Source organism: Acidovorax sp. Leaf160, from assembly GCF_001424265.1.
Taxonomy (GTDB): domain Bacteria; phylum Pseudomonadota; class Gammaproteobacteria; order Burkholderiales; family Burkholderiaceae_C; genus Paracidovorax.
On sequence record NZ_LMOV01000014.1, the window covers coordinates 1 to 14,161 of the forward strand.

General features: G+C 69.7%; 13 protein-coding genes. 9 read left to right on the forward strand and 4 right to left on the reverse strand.

What is annotated here, in order from left to right:
• Positions 1-360: 360 nt before the first annotated feature.
• On the reverse strand, positions 361-1,281 hold the full coding sequence (ylqF, locus tag ASF94_RS09765; RefSeq protein ID WP_056665122.1) for a ribosome biogenesis GTPase YlqF: 921 nt from the start codon (positions 1,279-1,281) through the stop codon (positions 361-363).
• A gap of 96 nt (positions 1,282-1,377) precedes the next feature.
• Between ylqF and ASF94_RS09770 the strand changes: the two genes are divergently transcribed.
• The 4 genes from ASF94_RS09770 (at position 1,378) to ASF94_RS09785 (ending at position 5,328) form a co-directional block, all read left to right on the forward strand.
• The gene (locus ASF94_RS09770; RefSeq protein WP_056665126.1) at positions 1,378-1,623 is read left to right on the forward strand and encodes a hypothetical protein; all 246 of its coding nucleotides are present in this window, start codon (positions 1,378-1,380) and stop codon (positions 1,621-1,623) included.
• A 108-nt stretch (positions 1,624-1,731) separates the two neighbouring features.
• The gene (locus ASF94_RS09775; protein ID WP_056665129.1) at positions 1,732-2,004 is read left to right on the forward strand and encodes an oxidoreductase-like domain-containing protein; all 273 of its coding nucleotides are present in this window, start codon (positions 1,732-1,734) and stop codon (positions 2,002-2,004) included.
• 263 nt (positions 2,005-2,267) lie between these two features.
• Entirely contained in the window at positions 2,268-3,401 is a 1,134-nt protein-coding gene (locus ASF94_RS09780) for a GAF domain-containing sensor histidine kinase (RefSeq protein ID WP_235505325.1), read from the forward strand.
• Positions 3,402-3,573: 172 nt separating this feature from the next.
• The gene (locus ASF94_RS09785) at positions 3,574-5,328 is read left to right on the forward strand and encodes a thiamine pyrophosphate-binding protein (RefSeq protein ID WP_056665132.1); all 1,755 of its coding nucleotides are present in this window, start codon (positions 3,574-3,576) and stop codon (positions 5,326-5,328) included.
• A gap of 52 nt (positions 5,329-5,380) precedes the next feature.
• Here the strand turns inward: ASF94_RS09785 and ASF94_RS09790 are convergent, their stop codons facing one another.
• From ASF94_RS09790 to ASF94_RS09800, 3 genes are all read right to left on the reverse strand, one after another.
• Positions 5,381-7,639, reverse strand: a complete 2,259-nt coding sequence (locus ASF94_RS09790; protein WP_235505326.1) for an FUSC family protein — start codon at positions 7,637-7,639, stop codon at positions 5,381-5,383.
• Between the two features lie 184 nt (positions 7,640-7,823).
• Complete coding sequence (gene gshA / locus ASF94_RS09795) at positions 7,824-9,359, reverse strand: glutamate--cysteine ligase (RefSeq protein WP_056665134.1); 1,536 nt, start codon at positions 9,357-9,359, stop codon at positions 7,824-7,826.
• A gap of 154 nt (positions 9,360-9,513) precedes the next feature.
• Entirely contained in the window at positions 9,514-10,422 is a 909-nt protein-coding gene (locus tag ASF94_RS09800; RefSeq protein ID WP_056665137.1) for an SDR family NAD(P)-dependent oxidoreductase, read from the reverse strand.
• Positions 10,423-10,562: 140 nt separating this feature from the next.
• On the opposite strand from ASF94_RS09800, the gene ASF94_RS09805 reads away from it, so the two are divergent.
• From ASF94_RS09805 to nusB, 5 genes are all read left to right on the forward strand, one after another.
• Positions 10,563-10,844, forward strand: coding sequence for a DUF427 domain-containing protein (locus ASF94_RS09805; RefSeq protein ID WP_056665139.1), 282 nt, complete (start codon positions 10,563-10,565; stop codon positions 10,842-10,844).
• A gap of 550 nt (positions 10,845-11,394) precedes the next feature.
• On the forward strand, positions 11,395-11,697 hold the full coding sequence (locus tag ASF94_RS09810) for a 2Fe-2S iron-sulfur cluster binding domain-containing protein (protein WP_056665141.1): 303 nt from the start codon (positions 11,395-11,397) through the stop codon (positions 11,695-11,697).
• Between the two features lie 200 nt (positions 11,698-11,897).
• On the forward strand, positions 11,898-13,019 hold the full coding sequence (gene ribBA, locus ASF94_RS09815; protein WP_056665145.1) for a bifunctional 3,4-dihydroxy-2-butanone-4-phosphate synthase/GTP cyclohydrolase II: 1,122 nt from the start codon (positions 11,898-11,900) through the stop codon (positions 13,017-13,019).
• A gap of 5 nt (positions 13,020-13,024) precedes the next feature.
• Positions 13,025-13,489 carry a 6,7-dimethyl-8-ribityllumazine synthase gene (gene ribH / locus ASF94_RS09820; RefSeq protein WP_056665148.1) on the forward strand — a complete coding sequence of 155 codons (465 nt, stop codon included), beginning with the start codon at positions 13,025-13,027 and terminating at the stop codon, positions 13,487-13,489.
• The gene (nusB, locus tag ASF94_RS09825) at positions 13,486-14,091 is read left to right on the forward strand and encodes a transcription antitermination factor NusB (protein WP_056665150.1); all 606 of its coding nucleotides are present in this window, start codon (positions 13,486-13,488) and stop codon (positions 14,089-14,091) included. Before ribH ends, nusB begins: the two co-directional genes overlap by 4 nt.
• Positions 14,092-14,161 lie beyond the last annotated feature (70 nt).

Sequence of the window (14,161 nt, forward strand, 5' to 3'; positions counted from 1 at the left end):
AGCGCAGCGGAGGGGACGCGCACAGCAGGGTCGCCCTTTCTTTGGTGACTTTCTTTCGGCGAGACGAAAGAAAGTTACTCGCCCGCCGGGGCGAAATCCCGGCCTAGCGCAGCGGAGGGGACGCGCACAGCAGGGTCGCCCTTTCTTTGGTGACTTTCTTTCGGCGAGACGAAAGAAAGTTACTCGCCCGCCGGGGCGAAATCCCGGCCTCGGAAAGCAAAGGCCCAGCACCCGCCAGCACCGCCCCCGCAACACGCCAACAGCACGCCCAGGCTTCGACAAGCTCAACCCGAACGCTGCGATCCAACGATCACTGCGCGACCCAGTAGCGCCATTCAATCCAGCGCAAACCCACGCCCCCTACCGCCCCTTCCTCGCCGCCTTCTTAGCCGCCCTCTCCGCCTCCTTCACCTCCCCCGCCGCCCTCCACCCCTCGAACTCCGAAGGCGTCTCCAGCGTCACCCGCCCCAGCACGGCGCTGCGCAAATCCGTCAGCACCAGTTCCGCGCCCTTCTGCACGTTCACCCGCCCGCCCGACATCACCGCCCCCCGCTTGCGCGCGATCAGTTCCAGCAGTTCGTCCTCGTGCAGCGCGGCGATGGCCTCGGGTGTCAGGCCCAGCCGGTAGCGCGCCTCCAGCAAGTGGGCGTACGGGCGTTTGAGGTACGCCAGCAGTTCCAGCGTCACCTCCTCCTCGTCGTAGGCGTTCTTGCCCACCGCGCCACTGGCGGCCAGCTTGTAGCCGCTTTCGGGAATGGTGATGCGCGGCCAGAGCATGCCCGGCGTGTCCCACAGGTAGAAGTCGTCCGCCAGGATGATGCGCTGCTCGAGCTTGGTGATGCCGGCCTCGTCGCCGGTCTTGGCCTGGCTCTTCTTGCTCAGGGTGTTGATGAGCGTGGACTTGCCCACGTTCGGAATGCCGCAGATCAGCACGCGCATGGGTTTGGCCATGCCGCCCCGCTGCGGGGCCAGCAGGTGGCAGGCGTCGATCAGGCGGCGGGCCGGCGCGGGCTCCGAGGCGTCGAGGCCGATGGCACGGGTCTCGGGCAGGGCGTTGTACCAGTCGAGCCAGAGCGGCGTGCGCGCGGGGTCGGCCACGTCCTGCTTGTTGAGCACCTTCACCGACGGCTTGTGGCCCGTCAGTTCGGACAGCAGCGGGTTGGCGCTGGAGCCAGGCAGGCGTGCGTCCAGCATCTCGATCACGACGTCGATGTCCTTGATGCGCTCGGCGATGGCCTTGCGCGTGGAGTGCATGTGACCGGGGAACCACTGGATGGCCATGGGGGGTGTCTTTCGGGCTTTCGCAGGAATGCGATCGGATGGCAGGGGCGCCAAGGATAATCGCGACTTTCCCCGCATCCCACCGGTACCGACTGAATGCCCCTGCCTCCACCTCCCGTCCATCGACCCAGCAAGAAGGAAGAGTCCGAACTGCTCTTCAAGGGCGTCACCTGCGCGCTCATCGGCCTCGTCATCCTGCTGGCGCCGTACCTGGCCCGCTCCTCCAGCGTGGGCGAGATGATGCGCCAGGCGTACTTGGTGGGCTGGTTCGCCCTGGTGCTGGGCTGCGCGTTTCTCGTGCGCTACGGGCTGCGCCGTTACGGCGGCCGGCGTCGCTACTGAAGAACCGACGGCTTCGATGGGACCGACGGGCGCAACGATGGCGGATGCCGCTTGGCATGGCGCGACACTCGGCGGCGGCCTGACCGGGCTGCCTGCCCACGCAGGGAGATGAGCTTTCCCTCCGAACTGCAGACCGTGCGCGCCCGTTTCGCGGCGCTGGAGCTGCGTCTTTCGGCCGGCGGCGTGTCCCGGTTCCGTCCGCCCCCGCAAGAGCCCACCACCTGCTGCGGCCGCGGCTGCAATGGCTGTGTATGGGAAGGCTTCTATGCGGCGGCGGCGCGGTGGTGCGAGGACGCGCTGGAGTTGCTGGCGGACCCACCCGCCACGCAAAATCCGCCGACCAAAGCCGCTGCGCAGCCGCTGCCAGAGCCGCGTAGCTGATCCGCCGGGCGCACGGTGGCAGGGCGCGCCCTCCCCCACGCCTGAGAGGCAGCGCTGCGGCGGCGCAACGCCGTATCACCCTCCCCCCTCCGATGTACGTCAGACGGTGTGACGAATCACGGTATTCTCGGCAGATGGAATTCCCCAAGGACCGTTCTGCCGAGCCTCTCTCACAGCCTCTTGCGCAGCAGGACCGGGAACTCACGCCTTGGGAACGGGCCCGCACATCCGAGGCGCGGCTGCGGGCCGTGCAGGCGAGCGGCTTGCTCGATTCCGTCCAGGAGCCTGGCTTCGACAGCCTGACGGCCGTGACGGCGCGGCTGCTGAAGTGCGCGGCCTCGTTCATCTCGGTGGTGGACGGCGAGCGTGATTTCTACAAAAGCCAGCACGGCTTTCCCGAGGCGCTCGCACAGGCGAGGCAGATGCAGGGGCAGACCTTCTGCCACTTCACGCTGGACCGGGACGAGGCGCTGGTCATCCACGACACCCATTCGCGCCCGGAGTGGAAGGCCGTGCCCACCGTGCAGTCGCTCGGGGTGCGGGCCTATGTGGGGGTGCCGCTGAAGTCGGGCGGCGAGAACATCGGCAGCTTCTGCGTGATCGACACGGTGCCGCGCGACTGGACGGCCGACGAGCTGGAAACCATCCGCCAGCTGGCTGCCTCCGCCGCCCGTGAGCTGGATCTGCGCGCCGCCCTCGCTGCCGCGCGCCAGGCCGCGGCCACCGCGCGCGCGCAGGCGCTGTCGCGCGAACGGGTGCTGGCCGTGGTGGCGCACGATCTGCGGGCGCCGCTGCAGGTGATCCAGCTCAGCGCCAAGCTGCTGCAGCGCAGCGGCGGCGCGGGCGCACCGCACGAAACCGTCACCCACCGCATGCTGTCGGCCGTCGGCATGATGACGGCGATGGTGGACAGCTTGCTGAAATCCACCGACGCCCCGCCCCACCTGCAGCCGGTGGCGGCATCCACCCTGGCGGCCGACGCGGTGGACATGATGACGCCGATGGCCGACAAGTTCTCGATGTCGCTGGTGCAGGAAGCCCTGCCCGATGCCACGCTGCAGGTCGACTACGGCCAGCTGGTGCGGGTGCTGGGCAACCTCATCGGCAATTCGCTCAAGTATTCGCCGGCCGGCAGCACGATCCGCGTGGCGGGAAACCGCCGGGGCGACACCATCGACATCACCGTCACCGACAACGGCGTCGGCATGACCGACGAGGAGATGGCCCGGGCTTTCGAGCCCGGCTGGCAGAGCGAATCCGCCAAGGCACGCCAGGACGGGGTCGGCCTGGGCCTGGGCATCGTCAAGTCGCTGGTGGAAGCCAACCAGGGCCAGGTGCGGCTGGAAAGCCGGCCGGGCATGGGCACGTCAGTCACCATCAGCCTGCCCTGCAGCTGAACGGGCTGAGCGGGCTGAACGGGCTGACCCAGCCCGACCCGGCCCGGGCCCCGGAGACATGGCCTGCCGCAGCGCGTGCAAGCCGGCGGCGCGCCTTTGCATTGCAGGCGTCGCTGGGCCATAGTGGCGGCTCGTTCAGCCGTCCACTCCCGCGCCCCGTGCGCTCGCCTGCATGACCCACCACCCAGCACATCCCGACTCCCCTTCCCCGACAGCCACGCCGGCCCTCCGCACAGGCGGCCAGGTGCTGGTCGATCAACTGATCCTGCACGGCGTCGAGCAGCTTTTCTGCGTGCCGGGCGAAAGCTATCTGGCCGTGCTGGATGCGCTGCATGACGCCTCCATCGCCGTCACCGTCTGCCGGCAGGAGGGCGGCGCGGCCATGATGGCCGAGGCCCAGGGCAAGCTCACCGGCCGCCCGGGCATCTGCTTCGTCACCCGCGGGCCCGGCGTGACCAATGCGTCGGCCGGCATCCACATCGCGCACCAGGACTCGACGCCGCTCATCGTCTTCGCGGGCCAGGTGGCGCGCGGAGCGCTGGGCCGAGAGGCCTTCCAGGAACTCGATTACCCCGCCGTGTTCGGCACCATGGCCAAGTGGGTGGTGCAGATCGACGATGCCCGCCGGCTGCCGGAGCTCATCTCCCGCGCCTTCCACGTCGCCACGTCCGGGCGGCCCGGGCCGGTCGTCATCGCGCTGCCGGAAGACATGCTGACCGACAGCGTCCAGGTGCCGGACGCCCTGCCCTACGCCGTGACCGAAACCCATCCGGGCGCCGAGGCGCTGCGCACGCTGGCCGCGCGCCTGGCTGCGGCGGAGCGGCCGGTCGCCATTCTGGGCGGCAGCCGATGGTCCGAGGCCGCCGTGGCCGACATGATGGCCTTCGCCGACGCATGGCAGCTGCCGGTCTACTGCTCGTTCCGCCGCCAGATGCTGTTTCCGGCCAGCCACCCCAGCTACGGCGGAGACCTGGGCCTGGGCGTGAATCCCAAGCTGCTGGCCCGCATCCGGGATAGCGACCTCGTCCTACTGCTGGGCGGTCGCCTGTCGGAGATTCCATCGCAGGGCTTTGAGCTGCTGGGCATCCCCGCGCCGCAGCAGCCGCTGGTGCACGTGCACGCCGACGCCGACGAACTGGGCCGCCTCTACCGCCCCGCGCAGGCGATCCACGCCACGCCGCAGGCCTTCGCCAAGGCGCTGGCCGCCATGCCGCCCCAGGGCACCGTGCGCTGGGCCGCGCACACCCAGGCCGCGCGCGCCGAGTACCTCGCCTGGAGCGACCCGGCGCCGATCCGCATCCCAGGCCCTTTGCAGATGGGCGAGGTCATGCAGCACCTGAAGGCCGCGCTGGCGCCCGACACCATCTTCTGCAACGGCGCCGGCAACTTCGCTACCTGGGTCCACCGCTTCTGGCCGTTCACGCACTACGCCAGCCAGCTCGCGCCGACCAGCGGATCGATGGGCTATGGCCTGCCTGCCGGCGTGGGGGCGAAACGGCTCTGGCCTGCGCGCGAGGTGGTGGTGTTCTCCGGCGACGGCGACTTCCTGATGCACGGCCAGGAGTTCGCCACCGCCGTGCAATACGGGCTGCCGTTGATCGTCGTGCTGCTGGACAACGCCATGTACGGCACCATCCGGATGCACCAGGAGCGCGAATACCCGGGCCGCATCAGCGCCACGCAATTGAAGAACCCCGACTTCAGGGCCTATGCCCAGGCTTTCGGCGGCCATGGCGAGCGCGTGGAGCGCACGGAAGACTTCGCCCCCGCACTGGCCCGGGCGCGGGCCAGCGGCCTGCCGAGCGTGCTGCACTGCCTGCTGGACGCGGAAGCCATCACGCCCGGCGGCACGCTGGCGGGCATCCGCAGCGCGGCGCTGGCCCGGTCGCAGGCATCCGCTGCGAATGCAAGCCAAACCGGTCTCTAGCGCTTGATATATATAGGTTTTACGCTATTATTTTAATAGCAATCAACCTTCGTCAGGCGTTTTGGCCCGGCTGGCGGGCCAGGTCCGCTTCGCTGCGCACCTGTCCGGCCAGCAGCGCGGCCAGTTCCAGCCGGCGCAGCAGCCAGGGGTTCAGGTCGTTGGCGAACGGGTCGGGCAGCGGCTCCGGCCCGGGGGCGGCCTCTGGGCTGGCCGGTGCGGGCGGCACGGCAGCGCCCGGCGAGGCCAGCAGCGCCGCGTCGATGCGGTCGGCCGCCTGTGCCAGCGGGCCCTCGATGCGGCGGGGCTCCAGCTGGCCGCGGCGCAGCAGCAGCATGGTCTTGACGGCGGTGAGCTGGGCCAGCAGCTGGTAGCAATGGGCCTGCAGGCGCTGCAGCGAAGCGACCGGCGGGCGCACGGCGCGTGGCTCCTTCAACGACCGCTGGGTCGCCTGCACCAGAGCCGAGAGGCTGTCGTAGGCCTCGCGCCGGGCGAGCCGCCAGGCCAGCTCCGGCGCGTCGTCCACCGCCTGCAGCTGGCCCAGTCCCAGCGCCACGCGGGCATGGTGGGCCTGGGCGGCCACGGTGCGTGCCACCAGCGCGGGGATCTGGCCCCGCTCCCACGAGGGCAGCACGTAGCTGCAGGCCCAGGCGATGCCGGTGCCGATCAGCGTGTCGGCCAGCCGCTCGAACAAGGCGAACGAGGTGCTGACGCCGGTGTTCAGCATGTGCGACTGCACCAGCCCAAGCACCGTGGCCGCCACTGCGGTGATGAGATAGCGCCGCACCGCGAAGCCGTGCGCCACGGCCTGGGCCACCGTCAGCACCGCGATCAGGCCCAGCGGCGACAGGTGGGTGGACAGCACGCCCAGCGCCAGCACGCAGCCCAGCAGCGTGCCCGCCACCCGGGCGTTGCGGCGCTCCAGCGTCTGCGCCAGGCTGCCGCGCAGCACGACGACGATGGTCAGCAGGATCCAGTAGGCATGCGTGCCCCAGGGCAGCGCGAGCGACACGATGTAGCCCGCGCCCATCGCCAGGGCCGCGCGCAGCGCGTGGCGCAGCGGCGGCGCGTCCCAGCGCCAGAGCGAGAAGAACGGCGACCACGACCAGGCCGTGGGACTGACGAACATCTGCCAGCTGGCCCGCACCACCGCCAGGTTGGGCGCTGCCTCGCCCCGCGCCAGCGCGACGAGGCGCAGGGCTTCGTCGTTGATGTGGCCGGTGCGGTCGGCGAGCGCCCGGGCCAGCAGCTGGGGCGACGGGCCCGCGCCGGCCCAGGCGGGCGGCGGTGCATCGCCGGTGCCGGCACCGTCCGGCTCCCAGCGCAGGCCGGCCAGCCGGGCGCGGCGGTCTTCCAGGGGCGGCGGCATGCGGCCCATCAGCAGCGCATCGGCGAGCTGTTCGATGTCGCCCGCCATGTCGCGCAGCACCGACTGCAGCGCGCGCAGGCCGTGGGCATGGCCCGGCTGCGCGCGCAGGGTGTCCAGGTCCAGCTCGCAGGCCAGCAGGTGGTCGCGCATTTCCAGCACCAGCAGCAGCATGCCTGCCAGCCGCTGGCGGCGCGGCGTGCGCGGCGACTCCAGCACGACGTCGCGGGCGGACTGCAGCTGGTCCGCCAGCGCCGCGTGGCGCGCCAGCAACTGGCTGGTGAGGGCCGGGTCGGGTGGCAGCGGCGCGCCGCCCCCCGGGTCGGCCCGCCCAAAGCGGCGGGCCTGCACGCGCATCAGCTGCGCCAGCGCCAGCAGGGTGTCGGCCAGCAGCTGCACCCGGTAGCGCCCGTTTAGCGCCAGGTTGGCCAGCACTGCGTAGACCACGTAGAGCCCGGCGCCCAGGCCGAAATAGGCCGTGGTGCGCAGCGCGCCGTCGAAGGCGTTGCGGCCTTCGTGCGTGGGCACCGCCAGGCTGAACACGGCCGAGAAGATGAGCGCGATGGCCACCGGCACGCCGCGCTTGCCCCAGGCCATCGCCAGGAACGAGATGAACGCCGCCGGCACGATCAGCAGGCCCAGGCCCAGCGGGTCGTCCTGCAGCATCTGCACGCCGAAGAAGAGCGGCATGCCCAGCAGCGGCGCGGGCAGCATCTGCCAGAACTTGCCGCGGCGCGGGCCGGGCAGGTCGGGCGGCGCGGTGACGATCACGCCGACCGACGCCGCCGAGGCCGCAGCAGCGCCGAAGAACACGTGCACGCCGGCGGAGATCAGCATCAGCCCGATGGCGACCCCGATGCCGTTGGCGACGTAATGGCTGAGGGCGGTGCGCAGCGCTGCACGCAGGCGCACGGACAGATCGACTCGGGAAGGCAGGGAATATTTCACGGGGCTCACTATGCAGCGGCCAGGGCGGCCGCGCCATCGGACAGCGCCGACGGATGTGCCGACGAATGTGCCGACCGCTGCCCGCATCGGCGGTTGACGGGGCCGCCAGCGCCAGTCGCCAAGCACCGGAAGGCGCCGCAGCGGCGGCGCGCCGCACGAACCGCCGGCAAGGCGGTGCCCGCGATCAGCCCAGTTGATCGACCGCCATGTACTGCTGGCGCCAGGGCTCGAAAGGCAGGGTGTCCGCCGCCTCCAGCGCCTTTTGATCGGCCACCGAGCGGGCTGCCAGGCCCACATGGTGGTCTTGCTGCGCGGCAGACCAGGGCAGTCCCAGAAGATGGTCCCGCGTCGCGGCCGAGCGGCTCAGCGCGAAGGCGGTGAAGTCGTTGCCATGCTGCTGCGTCAACTCCGCCAGCACGCGGGCCGAAGGGGTCTGCTCAGGCGCGGCGAAGGCCGCCTGCGCGGCGCGCAGCGCCTGGGCGTGCGCATCGGTCTGCTGCGCGGCGTCGAGCGCGGCGGCCAGCGGCGCACACTCGGCCAGCAGTTCGGCGCCCCATTCGGCCAGCGACACGCTGCGGCCGCCGCGCATCAGCTGCAGGCCGGGTTCCCGGCCGCGCTCGGCCACCAGATGCTGGTTGTGCTGCAGCTCGGCGATCTCTGCGGGGGTGTCGGGCGGGCTGTCGCTGAGCAGGCAGTGCAGCAGGAACGTGTCCAGCAGCCGCATCGTCTGCGCGGTGATGCCCACGGGCTCGAACGGGTCCAGGTCCATCAAGCGGACCTCGACGTACTCGACGCCGCGCTCGCGCAGCGCGTGCAGCGGGCGCTCGCCCGTGCGCACCGTGCGCTTGGGGCGGATGGTGCCGTAGAACTCGTTTTCGATCTGCAGCAGGCTGGTGCCCAGCTGGTTGTACTCGCCGCCCGGGTTGAGCACGCCCACGGCTTCGTAGGCGGCATAGGGCTGGGTCAGCGCGGCGTGCAGTGAATCGGCATAGCCCTGCAGGCCGTTGTAGCTGACGGCCAGCGAGGCCTGCGCATCGCTCTGGTAGCCCAGCCGGCCCATGCGCAGCGACGTGGCATGCGGCAGGTAGAAGGCGTTGCGGCCATCGCCCAGCGGCTGCAGGCTGTGCGTGCGCCCCGCCACGAAGCACGGGCACAGCGCGGGCGACGCGCCGAACAGATACAGCAGCACGAAGGCATGCCGGCGGAAGTTGCGGATCAGGCCGAAATACTGCTCGCTGGTCACGCCCGGCAGCGACCAGTTGTAGTGGATGCCCGAGATGGTCTGCATGCGCCGGCCGTAGCGGTGGCCCAGGCCCATGCGGTAGACGCTCTTGGCGCGGCCGATGTTGGACGAGCCGTACCGGGCGATGGGAATGGTCTCGTCGGTGGGCAGGCCGCAGGGCATGCTCGACACCCAGAGCATCTCGCCGCCGCCGGACTGCCCCGCCAGCGCCTGGTAGGCGAACTGGTGGACCTCGGTCAGCTCGTCCAGCGTGGCCTGCACGCTGCGGTGCGCGCCGGTGATCAGCTCGATCTGCGACTCGCTGAAGTCGGTCGTGATCAGGGGGTGCGTCAGTGCCGAGCCCAGCGGTTCGGGGTGCGGTGTGAGCGCCAGCGCGCCATTCGGCAGCACGCGCAGCCCTTCTTTCTCCACGCCACGGCGTATGCCCGCCAGGCGCTCAAGGGGCTCCGCGCCGATGCGCTCTTGCAGTGTTGTCATGTGTTGGTCGCCGTTCCATCTCTTGTGGGCACGGAACTTAGCACGCCAGCGGACACTCTGCCGGCCACGCCCGCGCAGCCCGGCCGGCCAACGGGGCACTCTGGCCGGCCGCCACCTGGCGAGGGCTGGCCGGGGTGGGGCCAGCACGGCGGCTTCAGCCCCGCACGGCCATCGCCTTGCCGACTTCGGCCGTACCCTGCGCGGCGCCGCTGCCCGGCACCTGTTCGTTCGCGCGGTCGGTCACCTCGGCCAGGCGTGCCGCCAGCTGCTCGTCCGCATCGGCAGCGAGGCCGATGTGGATGCCCTGCGTCAGCGTGATGTGCGCCGCCTCGAAGCTGCCTGCGCCGGCGCAGAGAATAGTGCGGCTCGGCGCGCTCTCGTGCGCCAGCACCAGCATGGCCGGCACCACCGCTTCGGGCTTCAGCGCGGCCAGCACTTCCTCGGGCATCAGGCCTTCGGTCATGCGGGTGGCCGCGGTGGGCGCCAGGGCGTTCACGTGGATGCCGTGCTTGGCGCCTTCGATGGCCAGCGTCTGCATCAGGCCGACCTGCGCCAGCTTGGCCGCGCCGTAGTTGGCCTGACCGAAGTTGCCGTAGAGGCCGGTGGACGAGGTGGTCATGACGATGCGGCCGTACTTCTGTTCGACCATGTGTGCCCACACGGCCTTGCAGCAGTGGGCGGCGCCCATCAGGTGCACGTCCACCACCAGCCGGAAGTCCTCCATGGCCATCTTGCCGAAAGACTTGTCGCGCAGGATGCCGGCGTTGTTGACCAGGATGTCCACCCGGCCCCAGGCGTCCACGGCCTGGGCCACCATGGCCTGCACGGCGGCGAAGTCGGTGACCGAGGCGCCGTTCGCCAGCGCCTGCCCACCCGCGGCGACGATCTCATCGACCACCGCCTGCGCGGCGGACACCGTGCCGCCGCTGCCGTCCACCGCACCGCCCAGATCGTTGACCAGCACCCGCGCACCGCGCGCCGCCAGGGCCAGCGCATGCTGGCGGCCGAGGCCGCCGCCGGCACCCGTCACGATGGCCACGCGGCCTTGAAAGTCGAGGGACATGAATGAAACTTCCTCTAGGTTGACAATGACTGCCGGACTGTACGGCAGCCACCCCGCGCGACCAGTTGCCGGGGGCGACTCCGGCAGCATCCCGTCCTGTCCATCCCTGCCCCGTTTACCCATCCCACCGAAGGAATCCCATGAAAGCCACCTGGAACGGCGTCACCCTGGCCGAGAGCGACGACACCGTGCTCGTCGAGGGCAACCACTACTTTCCCGAGAGCGCCCTGCACCGCGAGCACTTCACCTTCAGCAACCACAGGACCATGTGCCCGTGGAAGGGGCAGGCCAGCTATCTGTCGGTGCTGGTGAATGGCGAAATCAACGCCGACGCCGCCTGGACCTATGCCGACCCCAAGCCCGAGGCCGAATCGATCAAGGGCCGCTACGCCTTCTGGAAGGGCGTGAAGGTCGCGCCCTGACCGAGCGCTGCCCAGCGGCGCACTGCGGGGCCCGGCTTATCCCTGTCTGCACTGGACAATCATGTGGATAAGCCGGCACAACTGCTGTATGACAACGCCAAGTCATTGATTTGCAAGGCAGTCGCACGCACTGCTTAAAATTAAGGCAGCACCGGCTTGGCGCTCGGACCCGGGTTATCCCTGGGTTCATTGGACAATCATGTGGATAACTCTGAACAAGCGCTGTATGACAAACCTAAGTCATTGATTTGCAAACAGCTTCGTTCTACTGCCCAAAAAAAAGGCACCGCTGTCCACAGGCACGCGGCTTATCCCTCGACTCACTGGACAATCATGTGGATAAGTCTGCACAAGCCTTGTATGACAGCGCCAAGTCATTGATTCACAAAGGGTTCACATGGATTGCCTCATTTTTGGGCAGACCACGGGAACGGCTGGTCGTGACGCTACAGCCATGCCAATTGCTACTACTTTTATAGCAACAAACCCTTATGGATTCAGCGCAATAGCCTGATTTCCACCTTCAACACCCGCACCCCCCCCGCTGCCCATGGCCGACACCGCAAACGCCGCCCCACCCTTCTTCATCGCCCGTGTGGGCGACGATGGCACGCAGTGCGATGCCTGGCCCGAACAAACCCTGCTGGAGTCACTGGAGCAAGGTGGCATCGACTGGCCCAGCTCGTGCCGCAACGGCACCTGCCGCACCTGCATCGGCATGCTCGCCGAGGGCACCGTGCACTACCGCATCGACTGGCCGGGCGTCACCCGGGAAGAGCAGGCCGAGGGTTGCGTGCTGCCCTGCGTGGCCTACCCCGCCAGCGACCTGCGCCTCGAACCGCAGGGCATTTGACCCGGCAGCTGGCCCGCACCCACTGCAGGGGCCGGCTCGCTGGAATAGAATCGCCCGCTTCACGGGAGCGCAGCGCTCCCGCACCGTGCGGCCCTGCCGCGACGCCTGTTCTTTGGGTGGCTCCCCGCGCGAGCCGGCCGCCGCCCGCCGGGAACACGCGCCGCACCCCGGCCGTGCGGCCCTCTCGAAAGCCCCCCGTCATGAACACCCCCCTCCCGCCCGTGGCCATCTCGCCCGTCGAAGACATCGTGGCCGACATGCGCGCCGGGCGCATCGTCATCCTGGTCGACGAGGAAGATCGCGAAAACGAAGGCGACCTGGTGCTGGCCGCCGACCATGTGAGCGCGGAAGCGATCAACTTCATGGCCCGCTACGGCCGCGGCCTGATCTGCCTCACCCTGACGCGCGAGCGCTGCGAACGGCTGAACCTGCCGCCCATGGTGCCGCGCAACGGCACCAAGATGGGCACGGCCTTCACCGCTTCCATCGAAGCGGCCGAAGGCGTGACCACCGGCATCTCTGCCGCCGACCGGGCCCGCACCGTGCAGGCCGCCGTCGCGCCCAACGCGGTGGCCAGCGACCTGGTGCAGCCCGGCCACATCTTCCCGTTGCAGGCGGTGGATGGCGGCGTGCTGATGCGCGCCGGCCACACCGAAGCCGGCTGCGACCTGGCCGCCATGGCCGGCTGCAGCCCGAGCGCGGTGATCTGCGAGGTGATGAAGGACGACGGCACCATGGCCCGCCTGCCCGATCTGCAGACCTTCGCCGCCGAGCACCACCTGAAGATCGGCACCATTGCCGACCTGATCGAATACCGCAGCCGCCACGAATCGCTGGTCCAGAAGGTGGGCACGCGCACGCTGCAGACCGCCTGGGGCGAGTTCACCGCCCACGCCTTCCGCGACGGCCCGAGCCAGTCGGTGCACCTGGCGCTGGTCAAGGGCGAATGGCAGGCCGACGCCACCGTGCCCGTGCGCGTGCACGAGCCGCTGTCGGTGCTGGACGCGCTGGAGGTGCACCGCGCCATGCATTCGTGGGGCCTGGACACCAGCCTGCAGTACATCAGCCAACAGGGCTACGGCGTTGCCGTGCTGCTCAACTGCGGCGAATCGGGCAGCCAGCTGCTGGCCCAGTTCGAAGGCAAGGCCCAGTCGGCCCACGCGCCCGAGCGCGGCCGCATGGACCTGCGCACCTACGGCATCGGCGCGCAGATCCTGCGCGAATGCGGCGTGACCCGCATGCAGCTGATGGGACAGCCGCGCCGCATGCCCAGCGTGGCCGGCTATGGCCTCGAGATCACCGGATACATCCCCAAGGAATAAACAACATGTTTGGCGCAGACAAAGGAACGGCGGACAAGCTGGACGGCAAGAAACTGCACATCGGCATCGTCCAGGCCCGCTTCAACGAGAGCATCACCAACACGCTGGCGGCCGCCTGCCGCGCGGAACTGATCGCGCTGGGCGTGCAGGAAAAGCACATCCACCACGTGCTGGTGCCCGGCGCGCTGGAAGTGCCCGTGGCGCTGCAGGCCCTGGCCGAGCGCGACGAATACGACGCGCTGATCGCCCTGGGCTGCATCATCCGCGGCGAGACCTACCACTTCGAACTGGTGGCCAATGAATCCGGCGCGGGCGTGTCGCGCATTGCGCTGGAATACCACGTGCCGGTGGCCAATGCCATCATCACCACCGAGAACATGGAACAGGCCATCGCCCGCCAGACCGAAAAGGGCGTGGACGCCGCGCGGGTGGCGGTGGAGATGGCCAACCTGCTGGAGGAACTGTCTTGAGCGTTTCGAACTTCGGCGACAAGCGCCCGCCGCGCCAGGCGCGCACCGGCACCACCAGCACCGGCGCCCGCAAGGCGGCTTCCAAGTCGGGCCGCAGCCGCGCGCGCGAATTCGCGCTCCAGGCGCTCTACCAGTACCTGGTGGGCCGCAACGACGCCACGGCCATCGACACCTTCACGCGCGACCTGGCCGGCTTCCACAAGGCCGACTCGGCGCACTACGACGCGCTGCTGCACGGCTGCATCGAGACGGCCGCCTCGCTCGACGCGCTGATCGAGCCCAAGCTGGACCGCAAGATGGCCGAGATCTCGCCCATCGAGCATGCGGCGATGTGGATCGGCGTCTACGAATTCCAGCATTGCCCGGACGTGCCGTGGCGTGTGGTCATCAACGAGTGCATCGAGCTGGCCAAGGAGTTCGGCGGCACGGACGGACACAAGTACGTCAACGGCGTGCTGAACGGTCTGGCACCCCAGCTGCGCGCCATGGAAGTGGCTGCCGACAAGGGCGACCGCCGCGACAGGAACGACAGGAACGACGGCAGCGCGCCGCCGGCCGACGCACCGGCCGATCCGGCTGCATCCGCGCCCACGAACGACTGACGGGCCAGGCACGGCGGACGGGCACCGGCCCGCCGACGCCGCGCCAGCCCACTGCGCCCGCGCCTTGCGG

Coding starts and splice junctions, on each gene's coding strand:
- ylqF (WP_056665122.1), bottom strand. CDS start 1,281: ATGGCCATCCAGTGGTTCCCCGGTCACATGCACTCCACGCGCAAGGCC.
- ASF94_RS09770 (WP_056665126.1), top strand. CDS start 1,378: ATGCCCCTGCCTCCACCTCCCGTCCATCGACCCAGCAAGAAGGAAGAG.
- ASF94_RS09775 (WP_056665129.1), top strand. CDS start 1,732: ATGAGCTTTCCCTCCGAACTGCAGACCGTGCGCGCCCGTTTCGCGGCG.
- ASF94_RS09785 (WP_056665132.1), top strand. CDS start 3,574: ATGACCCACCACCCAGCACATCCCGACTCCCCTTCCCCGACAGCCACG.
- gshA (WP_056665134.1), bottom strand. CDS start 9,359: ATGACAACACTGCAAGAGCGCATCGGCGCGGAGCCCCTTGAGCGCCTG.
- ASF94_RS09800 (WP_056665137.1), bottom strand. CDS start 10,422: ATGTCCCTCGACTTTCAAGGCCGCGTGGCCATCGTGACGGGTGCCGGC.
- ASF94_RS09805 (WP_056665139.1), top strand. CDS start 10,563: ATGAAAGCCACCTGGAACGGCGTCACCCTGGCCGAGAGCGACGACACC.
- ASF94_RS09810 (WP_056665141.1), top strand. CDS start 11,395: ATGGCCGACACCGCAAACGCCGCCCCACCCTTCTTCATCGCCCGTGTG.
- ribBA (WP_056665145.1), top strand. CDS start 11,898: ATGAACACCCCCCTCCCGCCCGTGGCCATCTCGCCCGTCGAAGACATC.
- ribH (WP_056665148.1), top strand. CDS start 13,025: ATGTTTGGCGCAGACAAAGGAACGGCGGACAAGCTGGACGGCAAGAAA.